At 68.6% G+C, this 15,500-nt stretch carries 17 protein-coding genes, 1 pseudogene and 1 riboswitch; of the genes and pseudogenes, 12 read left to right on the top strand and 6 right to left on the bottom strand.

Annotation, left to right across the window (positions count from 1 at the left end; all coding sequences use genetic code 11):
• Positions 1–19: 19 nt before the first annotated feature.
• Positions 20–490 (bottom strand): hypothetical protein, encoded by a 471-nt coding sequence (locus GGR12_RS15385; RefSeq protein ID WP_183205485.1) that lies wholly within the window; start codon positions 488–490, stop codon positions 20–22.
• Positions 491–922: 432 nt separating this feature from the next.
• Here GGR12_RS15385 and GGR12_RS15380 point away from each other — a divergent pair, with 432 nt between their 5' ends.
• The 3 genes from GGR12_RS15380 (at position 923) to GGR12_RS15370 (ending at position 2,792) form a co-directional block, all read left to right on the top strand.
• The gene (locus GGR12_RS15380) at positions 923–1,879 is read left to right on the top strand and encodes a hypothetical protein (RefSeq protein ID WP_183205483.1); all 957 of its coding nucleotides are present in this window, start codon (positions 923–925) and stop codon (positions 1,877–1,879) included.
• Positions 1,876–2,214 carry an STAS-like domain-containing protein gene (locus GGR12_RS16775; protein ID WP_183205481.1) on the top strand — a complete coding sequence of 113 codons (339 nt, stop codon included), beginning with the start codon at positions 1,876–1,878 and terminating at the stop codon, positions 2,212–2,214. The genes GGR12_RS15380 and GGR12_RS16775 overlap by 4 nt, the downstream gene beginning before the upstream one ends.
• A 98-nt stretch (positions 2,215–2,312) precedes the next feature.
• Positions 2,313–2,792: a hypothetical protein gene (locus tag GGR12_RS15370; protein WP_183205479.1), complete on the top strand. Its 480-nt coding sequence runs from the start codon at positions 2,313–2,315 to the stop codon at positions 2,790–2,792.
• Here GGR12_RS15370 and GGR12_RS15365 read toward each other — a convergent pair.
• A pseudogene (locus GGR12_RS15365) lies at positions 2,789–3,024 on the bottom strand (phosphomethylpyrimidine synthase ThiC); the annotation flags it as partial. The gene GGR12_RS15370 and the pseudogene GGR12_RS15365 overlap by 4 nt on opposite strands.
• 100 nt (positions 3,025–3,124) lie before the next feature.
• Between GGR12_RS15365 and GGR12_RS15360 the strand changes: the two are divergent.
• Positions 3,125–3,565, top strand: a complete 441-nt coding sequence (locus GGR12_RS15360; RefSeq protein WP_183205477.1) for a hypothetical protein — start codon at positions 3,125–3,127, stop codon at positions 3,563–3,565.
• 223 nt (positions 3,566–3,788) lie between these two features.
• On the opposite strand, the gene thiC is transcribed toward GGR12_RS15360, so the two are convergent.
• Positions 3,789–5,705, bottom strand: a complete 1,917-nt coding sequence (thiC, locus tag GGR12_RS15355) for a phosphomethylpyrimidine synthase ThiC (protein WP_183205830.1) — start codon at positions 5,703–5,705, stop codon at positions 3,789–3,791.
• Positions 5,706–5,838: 133 nt separating this feature from the next.
• A riboswitch (TPP riboswitch) is annotated at positions 5,839–5,948 on the bottom strand.
• Positions 5,949–6,014: 66 nt separating this feature from the next.
• Here thiC and GGR12_RS15350 point away from each other — a divergent pair.
• Both GGR12_RS15350 and GGR12_RS15345 read left to right on the top strand, forming a co-directional pair.
• On the top strand, positions 6,015–6,563 hold the full coding sequence (locus GGR12_RS15350; protein WP_183205475.1) for a hypothetical protein: 549 nt from the start codon (positions 6,015–6,017) through the stop codon (positions 6,561–6,563).
• On the top strand, positions 6,560–6,997 hold the full coding sequence (locus GGR12_RS15345) for a GNAT family N-acetyltransferase (protein ID WP_183205473.1): 438 nt from the start codon (positions 6,560–6,562) through the stop codon (positions 6,995–6,997). Before GGR12_RS15350 ends, GGR12_RS15345 begins: the two co-directional genes overlap by 4 nt.
• On the opposite strand, the gene GGR12_RS15340 is transcribed toward GGR12_RS15345, so the two are convergent.
• Positions 6,994–7,584: a TetR/AcrR family transcriptional regulator gene (locus tag GGR12_RS15340; protein ID WP_183205472.1), complete on the bottom strand. Its 591-nt coding sequence runs from the start codon at positions 7,582–7,584 to the stop codon at positions 6,994–6,996. The genes GGR12_RS15345 and GGR12_RS15340 overlap by 4 nt on opposite strands.
• A gap of 318 nt (positions 7,585–7,902) precedes the next feature.
• Here GGR12_RS15340 and cuyA point away from each other — a divergent pair, with 318 nt between their 5' ends.
• Positions 7,903–8,901 carry a D-cysteate sulfo-lyase gene (gene cuyA / locus GGR12_RS15335; protein ID WP_183205470.1) on the top strand — a complete coding sequence of 333 codons (999 nt, stop codon included), beginning with the start codon at positions 7,903–7,905 and terminating at the stop codon, positions 8,899–8,901.
• A 31-nt stretch (positions 8,902–8,932) separates the two neighbouring features.
• On the opposite strand, the gene GGR12_RS15330 is transcribed toward cuyA, so the two are convergent.
• Together GGR12_RS15330 and GGR12_RS15325 are read right to left on the bottom strand one after the other, a co-directional pair.
• The gene (locus tag GGR12_RS15330) at positions 8,933–9,388 is read right to left on the bottom strand and encodes a VOC family protein (RefSeq protein ID WP_183205468.1); all 456 of its coding nucleotides are present in this window, start codon (positions 9,386–9,388) and stop codon (positions 8,933–8,935) included.
• Positions 9,385–9,741 (bottom strand): DUF2200 domain-containing protein, encoded by a 357-nt coding sequence (locus GGR12_RS15325; RefSeq protein WP_183205467.1) that lies wholly within the window; start codon positions 9,739–9,741, stop codon positions 9,385–9,387. The genes GGR12_RS15330 and GGR12_RS15325 overlap by 4 nt, the downstream gene beginning before the upstream one ends.
• Positions 9,742–9,926: 185 nt before the next feature.
• Here GGR12_RS15325 and GGR12_RS15320 point away from each other — a divergent pair, with 185 nt between their 5' ends.
• The 5 genes from GGR12_RS15320 (at position 9,927) to GGR12_RS15300 (ending at position 15,492) form a co-directional block, all read left to right on the top strand.
• Positions 9,927–10,463: a biliverdin-producing heme oxygenase gene (locus GGR12_RS15320; protein ID WP_183205466.1), complete on the top strand. Its 537-nt coding sequence runs from the start codon at positions 9,927–9,929 to the stop codon at positions 10,461–10,463.
• Complete coding sequence (locus GGR12_RS15315; protein WP_183205465.1) at positions 10,460–13,054, top strand: HWE histidine kinase domain-containing protein; 2,595 nt, start codon at positions 10,460–10,462, stop codon at positions 13,052–13,054. The genes GGR12_RS15320 and GGR12_RS15315 overlap by 4 nt, the downstream gene beginning before the upstream one ends.
• A gap of 55 nt (positions 13,055–13,109) precedes the next feature.
• On the top strand, positions 13,110–14,177 hold the full coding sequence (locus GGR12_RS15310; RefSeq protein ID WP_183205459.1) for an NAD(P)H-dependent flavin oxidoreductase: 1,068 nt from the start codon (positions 13,110–13,112) through the stop codon (positions 14,175–14,177).
• A gap of 55 nt (positions 14,178–14,232) precedes the next feature.
• A complete protein-coding gene (gene cuyB, locus GGR12_RS15305) occupies positions 14,233–14,895 on the top strand; it encodes a cysteate racemase (RefSeq protein ID WP_183205828.1) in 663 nt (220 codons plus the stop codon).
• 66 nt (positions 14,896–14,961) lie between these two features.
• Positions 14,962–15,492 (top strand): Rid family hydrolase, encoded by a 531-nt coding sequence (locus tag GGR12_RS15300; RefSeq protein WP_183205456.1) that lies wholly within the window; start codon positions 14,962–14,964, stop codon positions 15,490–15,492.
• The last annotated feature ends 8 nt before the right edge of the window (positions 15,493–15,500 follow it).

The following is a 15,500-nucleotide window of genomic DNA, read 5'->3' as shown; positions in this document are numbered from 1 at the left end:
TCTCACGAGTCTCACGGTCTCACGGGTCCTGCGCGTCGGCGTCGGCCCGGACCATCCGCCAGGCGGCGTCCTGCTCGAGCCAGCGGTCGAGGTCGTCCTGTTCGGCGTCCATCAGGTCGGCGACCCGCTTCCAGCGCAGGGCCTCGGCGGCGGAGCCGCGCAGCACGGCGCGCATCATCCGGCGTTGGGCGACGTAGGCCAGGTCGTGAAACTCGATCCGCTCCAGATTTCCGTCGACCCGGGCGGACAGCTCGTCGCCCTCGTCGAACTCGCGCCCGGCCGTCTGGTCCAGCCGCCGCCAGCCCTCGGAGGCGGCGTGGCGGCGCAGGCTGCTCAGCCCCAGCCCGTGCTTGGCGCACACCTCGGCCCCCGACAGCCCGGCCAGATAGTCCGCCTTCGCCGCCGCCCACACCTCGGGTGGATGCGCGAGCCGGTGGGTGGGGGTCCTGGTGTTCGTGTCGTCGAATGTGTGGTGAGCGCCGTCCGCCATGCCTGTTTGCCTCCCTGCCGCAATGGGTCAGCGGGCAGGATAGGGGAGGGGTGCGTCAAAAGCGGACGTGGGGGTGGGGCGCAGAGTTTCGTATTTGTCCCGATGAGTTGCTACTGTGAGTGTCCGAATCGACAACCTCCAGTCCGCCAAAAGCCCTTTGTGAAATACGTTAGCACTGCCTCGCGAATGCGCCGCGCGCGCCGAAATCTTCGCGTATGGCGCAGAGAGCGAATGCGTCGGGCGTGGAGGCGGGGTGCCGCTGAGACGTTGCCAGCTCTCGCTCGCCCATCTGTCTTTGACGAGCGCGCTCGGGAGTTGGCTGAGCAACGAGGAGCGCAAACACGATTGGCGTTTGCACGACAGGGGTTGCCGCTTCCGGAATCCGTTCCTGGGTTATTTCACAGCCCAGACGGCCCGCCCCGGCGTGCCAATTTGCTGATGGCACCGGATGTCCTTTCTTTCGAAGGGAACTACGATGAGTGTCTTGGCTTCCTGTACGACTACCGATGGCGGCGTTTTGTTCACAACGAAACGGGGCGCGGGCGCCCGAGAATGCTCGTTCTAGATCTGTCGCGTGTGCGGCAGATGTATCTCGACGCTGCGCTGGTTCTTGTTGCTGAGTACCATCGCAGCAACCTGTCCCAGCCCGATTTTAGGCCGGTGATCGATGATGCGACTTGGCCAAGTGGAGTCCGTAAATCTCTGGATATGCTTGGTTTTTATGAACTTGTTGAGGCCACGGCGACAACTGCAGACAACACGGACTTCACTCCTCTAACGGCCAAGTTCCTGCCGTTTGTGAGCGATGACACCGTTGATGGGCGCAAACTAGACCCCATTATCGAGCGCATGAAGGAGATCGCAGGTCGGACACCGAAGCGCGTGGCGATCTATGGGGCGCTGATGGAGGCGGTCGCAAATGCGAAGGGGCATGCCTATCCCGACGATATGCCTCGCAGGGTCGAGCCGATAGTGCGGCATCGGTGGTGGGCGGCCGGCGCCTACTTCCCTGAAACCCACACTTTGGAATATGCCGTGCTTGATCAAGGTGTTGGGATTGCCGAAACACTTCCCAAGAAAGCGCTTTGGGAAGTGATAAGCCGTGTTTGCCCGCCGGAGTTCGACGACGGTGATGTTATCGTTGGGGGTATCAAGTATGGCCGCACATCAACCGGTCGTGCGGAAAGAGGCAACGGCCTTTGGAAAATCTGCAAGTTGGTGCGTGACGTTCCCAACTCTTCGGTGCGGATTGTCAGCGGCAGGGGCGAAGTGACATACTTTGGTCGTGGCAAGCCCATAAAGAAAGTAAATGCTAACCCCTTTTATGGCACCCTTATCCACTGGACGTTGTCGCTGCCGAGCGAGCAGCCCGAAGGACTTCTGACGTGACCGAAGTTCGTCTTGCCAGCACATTCTCACCCTATCTAGGTGGACGCTACCGCGAGGACGGTCCTTGGAGCGGGCAGGAATTCCGAGAGGACTTCCTGGTGCCTTGGATGACGGATGCCATCCGCGAGCATCAGCTATTGGTGCTCGATCTCGATGGGGTGGCGGGTGTTCCTAGTTCCTTCCTAGAAGAGGCGTTTGGCGGCCTTCTCCGGAATACCCGATGGTCGATCCAACAAGTGCGCGCAGTTCTTAAGTTAAAGGCGAGCGACCCGGATCTTTGGCCCTACGTGAAGCTTGCAGACCAATTCATGTCGGAAGCTGCGAACCGTCATTGAGCGCCCTGGTCGAGATAATCGATCGAAGCACTGCGGTAGTGGCCGTGTGCAGGGAGCAAGTAAGCGACCCGTCTATTCTGGCAACTAGCACGAAGTGGTTGCTGGACAAGCTTCTGCCTCCGGCATTGTTGGCTGTTGCTGTAAGTTGGGCAATTCCGAGGGCGCTGGATAAATCCAAGGGTCGGCGCGAGCATTTCTACAAGACAGTAGATACGCTGCGGCAACAGCTCGAAGCCTTGCAGCCGATTGCGGCCGCCTACTGGTTCAAGAAGCACGACGGAAAATCTGCCGCCGTAGAAGAAACAATCAAGTTCCTGCTTGGCGACATTGGCAAGTTGATGCGGCTGGCTTCAGATGCGGGTGCGCCGAGCCTTTATTCGTCTCCCGAGTCGAAAGGCGTTCAGGGAATGGCTGAGTTGATTGATGCGACAACCGGCGGAGATTTTGGTTCCAGCAAGCGTCTAGCGGAACCGGAGCGTTCAGCGAGAATTACCAGAGCGTCTGTGCACCTGCTTAGCTTGCTCGCGGATGCTCGCTGGCAGGTCGTGAACACGGGCGCACGAGTCCGTCGAGGCTAGACCTTCACCTCCACCACCGCGCCCCCCGCCCGGAACTTCGCCGAGATCCCCGCCATCCCGGCCTCCGCCTCCGCGAGGCTCGCTTCCGCGTCGTTCGGACCGCGCGCGGCATCGCGGATATCCTGGCTGATCTTCATCGAGCAGAATTTCGGGCCTCACATGCTGCAGAAGTGGGCGGTCTTGTGGGCCTCCCTTGGCAGGGGGCGTCGTGGTGCTTGCGGATCGTCCCGGGGGCGAAGGCAGGTTGAACGGCTCCTCCGGCTGAACGGGACGCGACTTGTGGCGGCGAGCCTTTGGGGAAACACTGTTCGCGTCTGGACCGGAGAGGGCCGATGCGGAAGCGGGTGATCGTGGCGGCGCTGATGGCCTGGCCGCTGGCGGCGGGGGCGCAGACGGCGGCGCCGGAACCGCGCGCGGAGCCGGTGGTGGTGGAGTCCTACTATCGCATCCGATGGGGCGGCATGGGCGAGTTCATGGAGCTGTACCGGCGCAACCACGCGCCGGTGCTGGAAGCCATGCAGGCGCGGGGCTTCATCACCGGGATCGAGATCGAGCAGCCCTTCACCCATATGGCCGGCGACCAGCGCTGGGACCTGAGGGTGACCATCACCTATCGCGACGCGGATGCGGCGCTGGGGCCTGAGTACGGCGCCGCGGCGGAGGCCGAGATGGACCGCCTGTACACGGACGTGGCCGGGCACACGGCCGAGGAGGCGCGGCGCTTCTCTCTGGTGGAGGAGCACTGGGACGTGGTGGTGGAGGCGGCGGACTGAGCCAGTGATCCGCTCATCCCGGCGAAAGCCGGGACCCAGTTCTGTTCAGTGAAACGCCCGGCGCTTCAGGGCGAGGGGAAGCGGGCCACGGGACCCGCTGCAGCACCCAAAGGACTGGGTCCCGGCTTTCGCCGGGATGAGCGGAATCGAAGGGGCGCGTCGCCCCCTCCGTCACGGCGCGGAGGCGCGCCGTGACACCTCCCCCAGGAGGGGGAGGAGAGGGTTAGACCTTCACTTCGATGGCCGCGCCGCCGGCGCGGAATTTGGCGGACATCTCCGCCATCCCGGCTTCCGCCTCTGCCAGGCTGGCGCCGGCGTCGTTCTGACCGCGCGCGGCGTCCCGGATGTCCTGGCTGATCTTCATCGAGCAGAACTTGGGTCCGCACATGCTGCAGAAGTGGGCCGTCTTGTGGGCTTCCTTGGGCAGGGTGGCGTCGTGGTATTTGCGGGCCGTCTCGGGGTCGAGGCCGAGGTTGAACTGGTCTTCCCAGCGGAACTCGAACCGGGCGCGTGACAGGGCGTCGTCGTGGGCGCGGGCGGCGGGGTGGCCCTTGGCCAGATCGGCGGCGTGGGCGGCGATCTTGTAGGTGATGACGCCGTCCTTGACGTCCTGGCGGTCGGGCAGGCCCAGGTGCTCCTTGGGCGTGACGTAGCAGAGCATGGCGGTGCCGAACCAGCCGATCATGGCCGCGCCGATGGCCGATGTGATGTGGTCGTAGCCGGGGGCGATGTCGGTGGTCAGCGGCCCGAGGGTGTAGAAGGGCGCCTCGTGGCAGTGCTTCAGCTGCTCATCCATGTTGGCCTTGATCTTGTGCATCGGCACGTGGCCGGGGCCCTCGATCATGACCTGGCAGCCGTGGTCCCAGGCGACCTTCGTCAGCTCGCCGAGGGTGCGCAGCTCGGCGAACTGGGCCGCGTCATTGGCGTCGGCGATCGAGCCGGGACGCAGGCCGTCGCCGAGGCTGAACGACACGTCGTAGGCGCGCATGATCTCGCAGATGTCTTCGAAGTGTTCGTAGAGGAACGACTCCTTGTGGTGGGCCAGGCACCACTTGGCCATGATCGAGCCGCCGCGGGAGACGATGCCGGTGACGCGGTTGGCCGTCAGCGGCACGAAGGGCAGGCGGACGCCGGCGTGGATGGTGAAATAGTCGACGCCCTGCTCGGCCTGTTCGATCAGGGTGTCGCGATAGACCTCCCAGGTCAGGTCCTCGGCGACGCCGTTCACCTTCTCCAGCGCCTGGTAGATCGGCACGGTGCCGATGGGCACCGAGCTGTTGCGGATGATCCAGTCGCGGATGTTGTGGATGTTGCGGCCGGTCGACAGGTCCATGACGTTGTCGGCGCCCCAGCGGGTGGCCCAGACCAGTTTGTCGACCTCGTCGTCCACCGACGAGAGGACCGCCGAGTTGCCGATGTTGGCGTTGATCTTCACCAGGAAGTTGCGGCCGATGATCATCGGCTCGACCTCGGGGTGGTTGATATTGTGCGGGATGATGGCGCGGCCGCGGGCGATCTCGCTCCGGACGAATTCCGGGGTCACATAGTCGGGGATGCTGGCGCCGAACGACTCTCCGTCCCGGGTCGAGGGGCGAGGGTCGAGGGTCGAGGAAGGGAAGGCGATAGAGGAGCCGTCGTGCAGGGTGATCTTGCCTTCACCCGACCCTCGACCCTCGACCCTCGCCTCTTCTCTCCGCAGGTTCTCGCGGATGGCGACGTATTCCATCTCGGGCGTGATGATGCCCGCCTTGGCGTATTCGTATTGCGTCACCGGGCGGCCGGCGACGCCCTTGAAGACCTGGTGGTTCGAGGTGTCGAAGCGCGGGGCGAGGTGTTTGCCCGACGCGTGGCCGTTGTCCTCGGGTTTGACCTCACGCGGGGTCTCGACGCGGGCGATGTCGCCGCGGTCCAGCTGCCACGACGGCTTCACCAGCGGCAGGCCGCGCTTGATGTCGATGGTCACCGTCGGGTCGGTGTAGGGGCCGGACGAGTCATAGATGGTCACCGGCGGCTCGTTGGCGCTGGGGTGAACGGCGACTTCGCGGAAGGGGACGCGGATGTCGGGGAAGAGCTCGCCGGCGACATAGACCTTCTTGGACCCGGCGCGCTCGCCGGTCGGGATGGTCCCGGTCTCCTTCATCACCTCGGTGCGGGCGTCGGCCAGGGCCAGGTCCACGTTCGGTTCGGCGGGAGTCGTCGGGGGGGTGACGGCGATGTTCATGGCGGCCTCGTTGTGGAGGTCCGCCGACGTCGGGCGTGGTGGTCCTGTAGCGTGGACCGAGCGTTTCCCATCCCTTCGCCGGCATGACCCGGATCAGGTTCGACGGGTCAGGCGATCACGCCAATCTCAGCCGCTTCAGGTGCGACCCCCCGGAGAACGGGGCAGCCATACGCTCGGGGGGGCTGGCTGTCGAGCCGGTGCGGGCCCAGATTGAGGGCGGGAGGCGGCATGGACAGTCGATATGATCCGGAGGCCCTGAGGGTGGCGCGGCAGGCGACGGCGACGGGCGAACAGGTGCTGTGGGCCGGGCGACCGGGCGCGGCCGTGTGGCTGAGCTGGGAGCTGGCGCACCCGCTCGGGCTGCTGGTGGTGGTCGGCGGCAGCCTGCTGTGGAACTTGCGCGACCGGACCGGGCTGCTGAGCGAGCGGCCGGGGCTGGTGGCGGTCATGACGATCCCGCTGTGGGCGTTCGCCGGCTGGCTGGCGCTGGCGGCCTGGTCGCGGCGGAAGCGGGCGCGCGAGGTGTATGCGGTGACCAGCCGGCGGGTGCTGATCCTGGCGGACGACGGGACGGTGCGGCACGCGGTCGGACTGGAGGCGGCGCCGGACTTCAGGGTGCAGGGCCGGACCCTTTGGCTGGGCGGGCTGGACGAGGTGGTCGCGGCGGGGCGCGGGGACCTGGACGGCGGGCTGGACCGGATGGAGCGGCTGCCGCGCCTGCGCGGGCTGGCCGACCCGGAGCGGGTGATGGCTACGATCCGGACGGCGGCGGCATGACCGACCTCGCCCGCCCCTATCGCGACACCGACCGCGAAGACTGTCTGCGGCTGTTCGACTCCAACAGCCCGACGTATTTCGACCAGACCGAGCGGCCCGACTATGAGGCCTTCCTCGATGACGGCTGGCCCTACCAGGTGATCGAACGCGACGGGCGGGTGGTGGCCTGCGGCGGCCATGCGATCGAGCCGGACGGCAGCGCCTCGCTGTGCTGGGGCATGGTCGACGGGAGCCTGCACCGGCAGGGCGTCGGCGACGCCCTAACCCGGGCCCGGATCGTGGCGGCCAGGGCGGCCGGGGCGAAGGCCATCCGCCTGGACACCAGCCAGCTGACGACCGGCTTCTACGAGCGGTACGGCTTCGTGGTGCAGTCGGTGATCCCGAACGGCTATGCGCCCGGCAAGGACCGCTGCGAGATGCGCCTCGAACTTTAGTCCGGGAAGACGACCAGCAGCTGGTCCAGCGCGCCCTCGATGCGGGCCCAGCCCGCGTCGTCCAGGGCCACGCCGCCGACGCCGGGGCGCGCGCCGGCCGAGAGGGCCAGGTGCTGGACGGCGGCGAGGAGGACGGCGTTGAGGGCGGCGGGGTCGCCTTGCGGCGGGGTGCGCAGGCGCGGGCGGCGCTCGCGCATCCAGGCCTGGAGCAGGGCGGCGCGGTCGGACTCGATGCGGTTCAGCAGGGGCGAGGACTCGACCAGGGCCCAGGCCATCAGGCGCAGGGTCAGTGGACTGGCGCGGAGCGCGGCGACCCAGGCGGTCAGGCTCTCGCGGGCGAAGGCGCGCATGGACTCGGTCTCGGCCGGCGGGACCGAGTCGAGCGTGCGGACGAGGCCGGCGAGCGAGCGCCCGGCCAGCTTCTGCACCACGCCGTCGGCGCCCTCGAAATAGCGATAGACCAGCTTGCGGTCGCAGCCCGCCTCGGCGGCCAGGGTCTGGACGTTCAGGCCCGGAAAGCCGTCGCGCAGCAGGATGCGCTCGCCCGCCTCGACGATAGCGGCTTCGGTGGCGCTGCGGTCACGCATGCGAGACGTCGATTCGACCATAGGTCCAACATCGCGCCGGTCGGCTGAGTCGGACAAGTGAGGGGGAGCAGATAAAGGTGCGGCCCGGTCTGCGTCGGGGGGCGTGGCAGAGACCGGGCCGCTGGAGGACTCTGTCGAGCGCGCATCGCCGCAAGGTCCGATCGCATAACCGCGTCACGTACGATCGGTTCCGGACTTTTCGCACTTTTTCGACCGCGCGGCCGGGCGCGAAAAAGGGGACGGTTTGGGGTTCCACGCCGACGCCCTTCGCGGCACCACGGAATGGCGGTAGGGAGGGGCGACCACGGAGGCTTCGCCATGCATCTCGCCCGCTTTCCCCGCGTCCGCCTGGCGCACCTGCCGACGCCGCTGGAGCCGCTGCCGCGACTGGGCGAGGCGCTGGGGATCGACCTCTGGATCAAGCGCGACGACTGCACCGGCCTGGCCGGGGGCGGCAACAAGACCCGCAAGCTGGAGTTCCTGCTCGGCGACGCCTTCGAACAGGGCGCCGACACCCTGGTGACGCAAGGCGCGGTGCAGTCGAACCACGTGCGCCAGACGGCGGCGGCGGCGGCGAGCCATGGGCTGGCCTGCGAGATCATTCTGGAGGAGCGGACGGGGTCGAAGGCGCCCGACTATGTCGGCAACGGCAACGTCCTGCTGGACCGGCTGCTGGGCGCGACCTTCCGCACCGTGCCGGGCGGGACCGACATGGTCGCCGAGCTGGAGAAGACGGCGGTCGAGGTGAGGGCGCGGGGCGGCAAACCCTACGTGATCCCGGGCGGCGGTTCGAACGCCATCGGGGCGCTGGGCTATGTCGACTGCGCGCGGGAGATCGTGGTGCAGGCCGATGAGCTGGACCTGCCGGTCGACCGCATCGTGACGGCGACAGGCAGCGCCGGCACGCATGCGGGCCTGGTCGCGGGCCTGGCGGTGATGGGGGCGGACATTCCGGTGCTGGGCATCGGGGTGCGGGCGCCGAAGGCCAAGCAGGAAGAGAACGTGCTGAAGCTGGCGCGCGAGACGGTGATCCTGCTGGGCCGCCCGGACGCGGTGAAGCCGGAGATGGTGGTCGCTGACTGCGACTATGTCGGCGAGGGCTACGGCCTGGTCGACGACGCGGTGATCGAGGCGCTGAAGCTCGCGGCGCGGACGGACGGGATCCTGCTGGACCCGGTCTACACCGGCAAGGCGATGAAGGGCCTGATCGCCCTGGCGAAGCTCGGCCGCTTCAAGGACGAGACGGTGGTGTTCCTGCACACCGGCGGGGCCCAGGGGCTGTTCGGTTACGAGAGCGAAATCGGGGCGGGGTTGTAGGCGACGCCGGGCGCGGCGACTGTCGGGGCTTCTACCGCCCGTCCGCCAGCGGTTCGGCGAGGCCGATGAGGATGCCCTCCGGGCCGCGAAGGTAGCAGAGGCGGTAGGCGTTTTCGTACTGGACCACCTCGCCGACGAGTTCTCCGCCGTGGGCGCGGAGGCGGGTGACGACGTCGTCGATGTCGCTGACCGCGAACATGGCGCGCAGGTAGCCGAGGGCGTTGACCGGGGCGGCGCGGTGGTCGGCGACGACGGCCGGGGCCAGGTAGCGGCAGAGCTCGAGACGGCAGTGGCCGTCGGGGGTGACCATCATGGCGATCTCGACGCGCTGGTCGCCGAGGCCGGTGACGCGGCCGGCCCATTCGCCCTCGACCATGCCGCGGCCCTCCAGCGTCAGGCCGAGCTCGGTGAAGAAGGCGACGGCGTCGTCGAGGGACTCGACCACGATGCCGACGTTGTCCATGCGCAGCAGCCGGCTCTTGCTCATGCTTTCGGCTCCCTGAGGATCTTCTCCATCGCCTTCCCTTTGGCCAGTTCGTCGACGAGCTTGTCGAGGTAACGGAGCTCGCGCATCAGCGGGTCCTCGATGTCCTCGACGCGGACGCCGCAGACGACGCCCCTGATCTCGCTTCGGGCCGGGTTGAGGCGGGCCTGGCCGTAGAAGGTTCTGAAGTCGGTTTTGTTCGCCAGGTGGGCCTCGAACTCCTCCGGCGTGTAGCCGGTCAGCCAGAGAATGATCCGGTCGAGCTCGGCCTTCGTCCGCCCCTTCTTCTCCGCCTTGGCGACGTAGTGCGGGTAAACGCTGGCGAAGCTGACGGAGTAGATTCGGTGTTCGGTCATCTCGGTTCGGACCTGACGATGGGCGCCGGGACACTTAGCCATTCAGAAGCGTGCGCGTGAAGCCGGGCGGAGACGAGGCCAGGCCCGGCGCGGCGTGTTCGGAACGGTGGAGCTTTGTGTCGTCTGGCGCGTTCTGATAGATGGGCGTCTTCCTTTATTCAGATAAATCAGTCGGGTAACGAATTTTGAGTGCACGTCTGAGGCTTCGCGAAGAGACGCGGCGCGAGCATGAGCAGGTGGATGCGGCGTATGCGGCGTTCGATCTGTCGTCGGTGCGCGGCTACGGCGATTTCCTGGCCGCGCAGGCGCGGGCCTTCCTTCCGCTGGAGGCGGCGGTCGAGCGCGGCGGGGCGGGATTGCTGATCGACGACTGGGCCACGCGGCGCCGGGCGGAACTGCTGCGCGCGGACCTAGCCGGGCTGGGGATCGGCCGGGTGGACGAGCTGCCGCCGGTCGAGTTTTCGGGCGCCGCGGCGGTGCTGGGCGCGGTCTATGTGCTGGAGGGATCGAGGCTGGGCGGCGCGATGCTGCGGCGGGCGGTTCCGCGCGGGGCGCCCGTGCGGTTTCTGGGGGGCGAGGACAACGGTCCGCGCTGGCGCGCGCTGACCGGGATGCTGGATGAGCGGCTGGCCTCCGGACCTGACCTGGATTCGGCGATCGCCGCGGCGCGGTCGGTGTTCGACTGTTTCCGGATCGCCGCGCGAACGAGGCTGGCTGCATGACCCAGATCACCGGGGGAACGGTCGACCTGACCAACTGCGACCGCGAGCCGATCCACCTGCTGGGCGCGATCCAGCCGATCGGCTTCCTGGTCAGTCTTGCGGACGACTGGACGGTCGATCGGGCCTCAGAGAACCTGGAGGTCTTCACCGGCGTGAAGGCGGCCGACCTGCTGGGGCGGCCGTTCGGCGACCTGGTCGATCGCGAGGCGCTGCACAATCTGCGCAACCGGGCCGCCATGCTGCTGGGCGACGACGCGGTCGAGCGGCTGTTCCACTGCAGCCTGATCCCGGGGCGGCCTCCGTTCGACGTCGCCGTGCACATGACGGGCGGCCGCACGGTGATCGAGGCGCAGCCGTCGAACGAGCCGAGCGGCGACGCCACCAACACGGTGCGCTCGATGGTGGCGCGGCTGGACCGGACGCCGGACTTTCCGCGGTTCTTCAACGAGGGCGCGCGCCTGGTGCGGGCCCTGACCGATTTCGACCGGGTGATGATCTACCGCTTCGCCGAGGACGGGTCGGGCGAGGTGGTGGCCGAGGCGTGCCGGTCGGGGATCGGCAGCTTCAAGGGCCTGCACTATCCGGCGACGGACATCCCGAAGCAGGCGCGGGAGCTCTACAAGCGCAACCTGCTGCGGATCATCAGCGACATCGAGGCGGAGCCGGTGCCGGTGACGCCTGCGCGGGACAGCGAGGGGCGTCTGCTGGACCTGTCGCTGTCGGTGCTGCGCAGCGTGTCGCCGATCCATATCGAGTATCTGCGCAACATGGGCGTGCGGGCGTCGATGTCGATCTCGATCATCGTCGACGACAAGCTGTGGGGCCTGTTCGCCTGCCACCACTACAGCCCGATGTCGCCGACGTTCGAGCGGCGCTCGGTCTGCGAACTGCTGGCCCAGATGTTCTCGATGCGGCTGGAGAGCCGGGAGCGGAAGGAGCTGGTCGAGTTCGAGCGGCGGGCGCGGGACATCTCCGACCAGCTGCTGGGGGCGGTGGCGTCGGACGACACCCTGTTGAACGACCCGGACTGGCTGAGCGAGATCCTGACCTCGGCCATTCCGGCGGACGGGGTCGGGGTGTGGATCAACGGCAGCCAGGCGTCGTCCGGCGCGACGCCGGACGCGGGCGACATCCGGCGCATCGTCGCGCGCCTGACCGAGATCAGCCCCGACCGGGTCTATGCGACGGACCATATCGCCGAGCTGGTTCCGGACGCGCCGTCGCTGGCGGCGACGGCGGCGGGCCTGCTGGCCATCCCGATCTCGCGCGCGGCGCCGAATTTCGTGATCCTGTTCCGGCGCGAGCTGGAGCGATCCGTCAGCTGGGGCGGCGATCCGCACAAGCCGGTCACCTACGGGCCGAACGGGCCGAGGCTGACGCCGCGCGAAAGCTTTGCGGAGTGGAAGGAGACGGTGAAGGGGCGGGCGAGGCCGTTCACCGCGTCCGAGCTGCGGGTGGCGGAAACGCTGCGGGCGACCCTGGTCGAGGTTGTGTTGCGGATGGCGGATGCGGCCACGCTGCAGCGGCAGCAGGCCAGCGAGCGGCAGGAGCTGCTGATCGCCGAGCTGAACCACCGGGTGCGCAACATTCTGGGCGTGATCCGGGGCCTGATCCGTCAATCCAAGCCGCACGACGACTCCATCGAAAGCTTCGTCAAACTGGTCGACGGGCGGATTCACGCCCTGGCGCGGGCGCACAACCAGATCACCGACGATCACTGGGGACCGGCGCCGCTGCAGACCCTGATCGACGCCGAGGCGGCGGCCTTCCTGGCGGACCGGCCGGATCGCATCCGCTCGCTGGGCGGGCATGTGCTGCTGAACCCGCAGGCCTATTCGACCATGGCCCTGGTGATGCACGAGCTGGTGACCAACTCGGCCAAGTACGGCAGCCTTTCCGACAGCGGGACGGTGGACATCAGCTGGACCCAGGACGCCGCCGGCGACCTGATCGTCGAGTGGCGCGAGCAGGGCGGACCGCCGGTGAAGGCGCCGACGCGCAAGGGGTTCGGCACGACCATCATCGACCGCTCGGTGCCCTATGACCTGGGCGGCGAGGCGAGGATCGACTATGCGGCCTCGGGCGTGACGGCGCGGCTGCGCATTCCGGCCCGCCACGTGTCGGCCATCGGCGGAGACCATGCGCCGCGCGTGCGCTTCCCGCGGCCGGCCGTGGGCCATCCGACGCCGCCGCCGACCGGCGTGCTGACCGGCGAACGGATGCTGCTGGTGGAGGACAGTCTGATCATCGCCCTGGACGCCGAGGACGTGCTGACCCGGCTGGGGGCGTCAGAGGTGATTACGGCGTCGACCGTGGAGGCGGCGCTGGAGGTCATATCCCAGGCGGCGCCGTCGTTGGCGATGCTCGACATCAACCTGGGGGATCGGACCAGCTATGCGGTGGCGGACCGGCTGAAGGCGCTGGGCATCCCGTATATCTTCGCGTCGGGCTATGGCGAGCAGACGACCCTGCCCGAGGCGCATACGGACCGGGCGGTGCTGCAGAAGCCGTACACGCTGGAGAATGTGGCGCGGGCGCTGGACGCCTTGCGCAACGAACGGCAGGCGGAGGTCGCGGCGGTCGATCCTTGAACGGTCCGGATTGGTCCCCAACTCGGAAGCCTCCCCGGCGCAGCAGGTCCGTCCGATGCCCACCTCCCCGACGTCCCTGCTCGACCGCCTGGGACTGACTGTTCCGGTCATCCAGGCGCCCATGGCCGGGGTGTCGACGCCGGAGATGGCGGCGGCGGTGTCGGAGGGGGGCGGGCTGGGTTCGGTCGCGGTCGGGGCGACGGATGCGGACGCGGCGCGGGCGATGATCGCAGCGGTCCGGGCGCTGACCGGGCGGGCGTTCAATGTGAACCTGTTCGTGCATGCGACGCCGAAGCCGGATGCGGCGCGCGAGGCGGCGTGGCTGGAAGCCATGAGGCCCCTGTTCGTCGCGTATGGCGCGACGCCGCCGGCGTCGTTGCGGACGATCTACAAGAGCTTTGCCGACGACGACGACATGCTGGAGGCGCTGGTCGAGGCCGCGCCGCCGGTGGTGAGCTTCCACTTCGGTCTGCCGGGCGCGCGGTGCGTCGCGGCATTGAAAGGGGCGGGCTGCGTGCTGATCGCCAGCGCGACCAGCCTGGACGAGGCGCTGGCGGCGGAAGCCGCCGGGATGGATGCGGTCGTGGCCCAGGGTTATGAGGCCGGCGGGCACCGGGGGGTGTTCGATCCGGACGCGATCGACGACCAACTGGGCGTGCTGGCCCTGACCCGGCTGCTGGCGGCGAAGGCGGGTCTGCCGGTGATCGCGGCGGGCGGGATTATGGACGGGCGGGGCGTGCGGGCGGCGCTGGACCTGGGCGCGGTCGCGGCGCAGCTGGGCACGGCCTTCATCGCCTGTCCGGAGAGCAGTGCGGACGCCGGCTATCGCGCGGCGCTGAACAGCGAGGCGGCGAACCATACGACGATGACGCGGGCCGTGTCGGGCCGGCCCGCGCGGTGTCTGCGCAACCGGTTCACGGCATGGGGCGAAGGCGTTGCGGCGCCGGTTCCCGACTATCCGATCGCCTATGACGCCGGGAAGGCGCTGAACGCCGCGGCGAAGGCGGCGGGCGAGGCGGGGTTCGGGGCGCAGTGGGCCGGGCAGGGCGCGCCCCTGGCCCGGGCGCTGCCGGCGGGCGAGTTGATGGCGACGCTGACGCGGGAACTGGCGCAAGCCGGTTGAGACCGGGCGCCGGCCGCGCGCATAAGGACCGGCGACAAGCGGAGGCGTGAGAGTGATGGGCAAAATCCTGGGCGTGCTGGGCGGCATGGGGCCGGTGGCGACGACGGCCTTCATGGCGCGGGTGCAGGCGCTGACGCCGGCGACGCGGGACGAGGATCACATCCGCATGCTGGTCGACCTGAACCCGCATGTGCCGAACCGGCATACGGACCCCGAGGGCGCGGCGAAGGCGCTGGGCGAAATGGCGGTGCGGCTGCGCGACGCCGGGGCCGAGCTGCTGGCGATGCCGTGCAATACGGCGCACGCGCATGTGGAGGCGATCCGCGCGGCGGGGCTGCCCTTCATCGACATGGTCGAGGCGACCGTGACGGCGGCGAAGGCGACCGGCGCGCACCGGATCGGCGTGCTGGCCACGCCCGGCGGCGAGAAGCTGTATGCGGCGGCGCTGGCCGGGGCGGGGCTGGAGACGGCGCGCCTGGAGGGTGCGGACCGCGAGGCCTTCATGAAGGCCGTGTTCGACTTCAAGGCCGGCGACCTGGGCGACGCGCCGCGGGCCGAGATGCGCCGGCTGGCGGCGGCGCTGGTCGCCGACGGCGCGGAGGCGGTGATCGCCGGATGCACCGAGGTGCCGCTATTGCTGGAGGCGGGCGAGGTGAGCGTGACGCTGGTGGACTCGGCGGAGGTGCTGGCGGAGGCGAGCGTGCGCGCCTGCGCGTGACGAAAGCTTAAGTTGAGAACGGCGGTCGGGGGCGGCACGGAAGAGGGCTGAACCGGAGACTGACCGATGCGCCTTCTCGCCGCCGCCGTGATCGCCGCAGCCTTGCTGCCCGCGACCGCCTTCGCCCAGACCGCGCCGACGTTTCCGGTGCGCCTGCCCAGTTCCGGCGGCGAGGTGATCATTCCGTCGGCGGGATTCCAGCGGGCGTACGACGAGATCGGCTACGCCCCGGCGCGGCGGGCGGGGGACACCCTGTATGTCTCGGGCGCGATCGTGTTCCGGGCCGAGGGCGAGGGAACCGATGCGGCGGCGTTCGAGGGTCAGGTGCGGCGGGCGCTGACGCAGCTGGACCGGACCGTGAAGGCGGCCGGGGTGACGATGAACGACGTCGCCCTGATCAACAGCTTCCACGTCTGGGAGGGCCCGGACTTCACCGGCACGAAGGATCAGCAGATCGAGGTCATCGCCCGGGTGTGGCGCGAGTTCGCGGATGGACCCCGTCCGGCGTGGACGGCGGTGGGCACGAGCGGCCTGCTGGGCGGGACCGGGATCGTGGAAATCCAGCTGACGGTCCATTCGCCGCTGGCTTCAAACTGACGGGATCG

Source organism: Brevundimonas lenta (assembly GCF_014196335.1).
GTDB lineage: Bacteria > Pseudomonadota > Alphaproteobacteria > Caulobacterales > Caulobacteraceae > Brevundimonas > Brevundimonas lenta.
This window is presented reverse-complemented; position numbering and strand designations above follow the sequence as displayed.

Coding starts and splice junctions, on each gene's coding strand:
- GGR12_RS15360 (WP_183205477.1), top strand. CDS start 3,125: ATGCGGAAGCGGGTGATCGTGGCGGCGCTGATGGCCTGGCCGCTGGCG.
- GGR12_RS15330 (WP_183205468.1), bottom strand. CDS start 9,388: ATGAGCAAGAGCCGGCTGCTGCGCATGGACAACGTCGGCATCGTGGTC.
- thiC (WP_183205830.1), bottom strand. CDS start 5,705: ATGAAGGAGACCGGGACCATCCCGACCGGCGAGCGCGCCGGGTCCAAG.
- GGR12_RS15325 (WP_183205467.1), bottom strand. CDS start 9,741: ATGACCGAACACCGAATCTACTCCGTCAGCTTCGCCAGCGTTTACCCG.
- GGR12_RS15385 (WP_183205485.1), bottom strand. CDS start 490: ATGGCGGACGGCGCTCACCACACATTCGACGACACGAACACCAGGACC.
- GGR12_RS15315 (WP_183205465.1), top strand. CDS start 10,460: ATGACCCAGATCACCGGGGGAACGGTCGACCTGACCAACTGCGACCGC.
- GGR12_RS15340 (WP_183205472.1), bottom strand. CDS start 7,584: ATGCGTGACCGCAGCGCCACCGAAGCCGCTATCGTCGAGGCGGGCGAG.
- cuyA (WP_183205470.1), top strand. CDS start 7,903: ATGCATCTCGCCCGCTTTCCCCGCGTCCGCCTGGCGCACCTGCCGACG.
- cuyB (WP_183205828.1), top strand. CDS start 14,233: ATGGGCAAAATCCTGGGCGTGCTGGGCGGCATGGGGCCGGTGGCGACG.
- GGR12_RS15350 (WP_183205475.1), top strand. CDS start 6,015: ATGGACAGTCGATATGATCCGGAGGCCCTGAGGGTGGCGCGGCAGGCG.
- GGR12_RS15345 (WP_183205473.1), top strand. CDS start 6,560: ATGACCGACCTCGCCCGCCCCTATCGCGACACCGACCGCGAAGACTGT.
- GGR12_RS15300 (WP_183205456.1), top strand. CDS start 14,962: ATGCGCCTTCTCGCCGCCGCCGTGATCGCCGCAGCCTTGCTGCCCGCG.
- GGR12_RS15310 (WP_183205459.1), top strand. CDS start 13,110: ATGCCCACCTCCCCGACGTCCCTGCTCGACCGCCTGGGACTGACTGTT.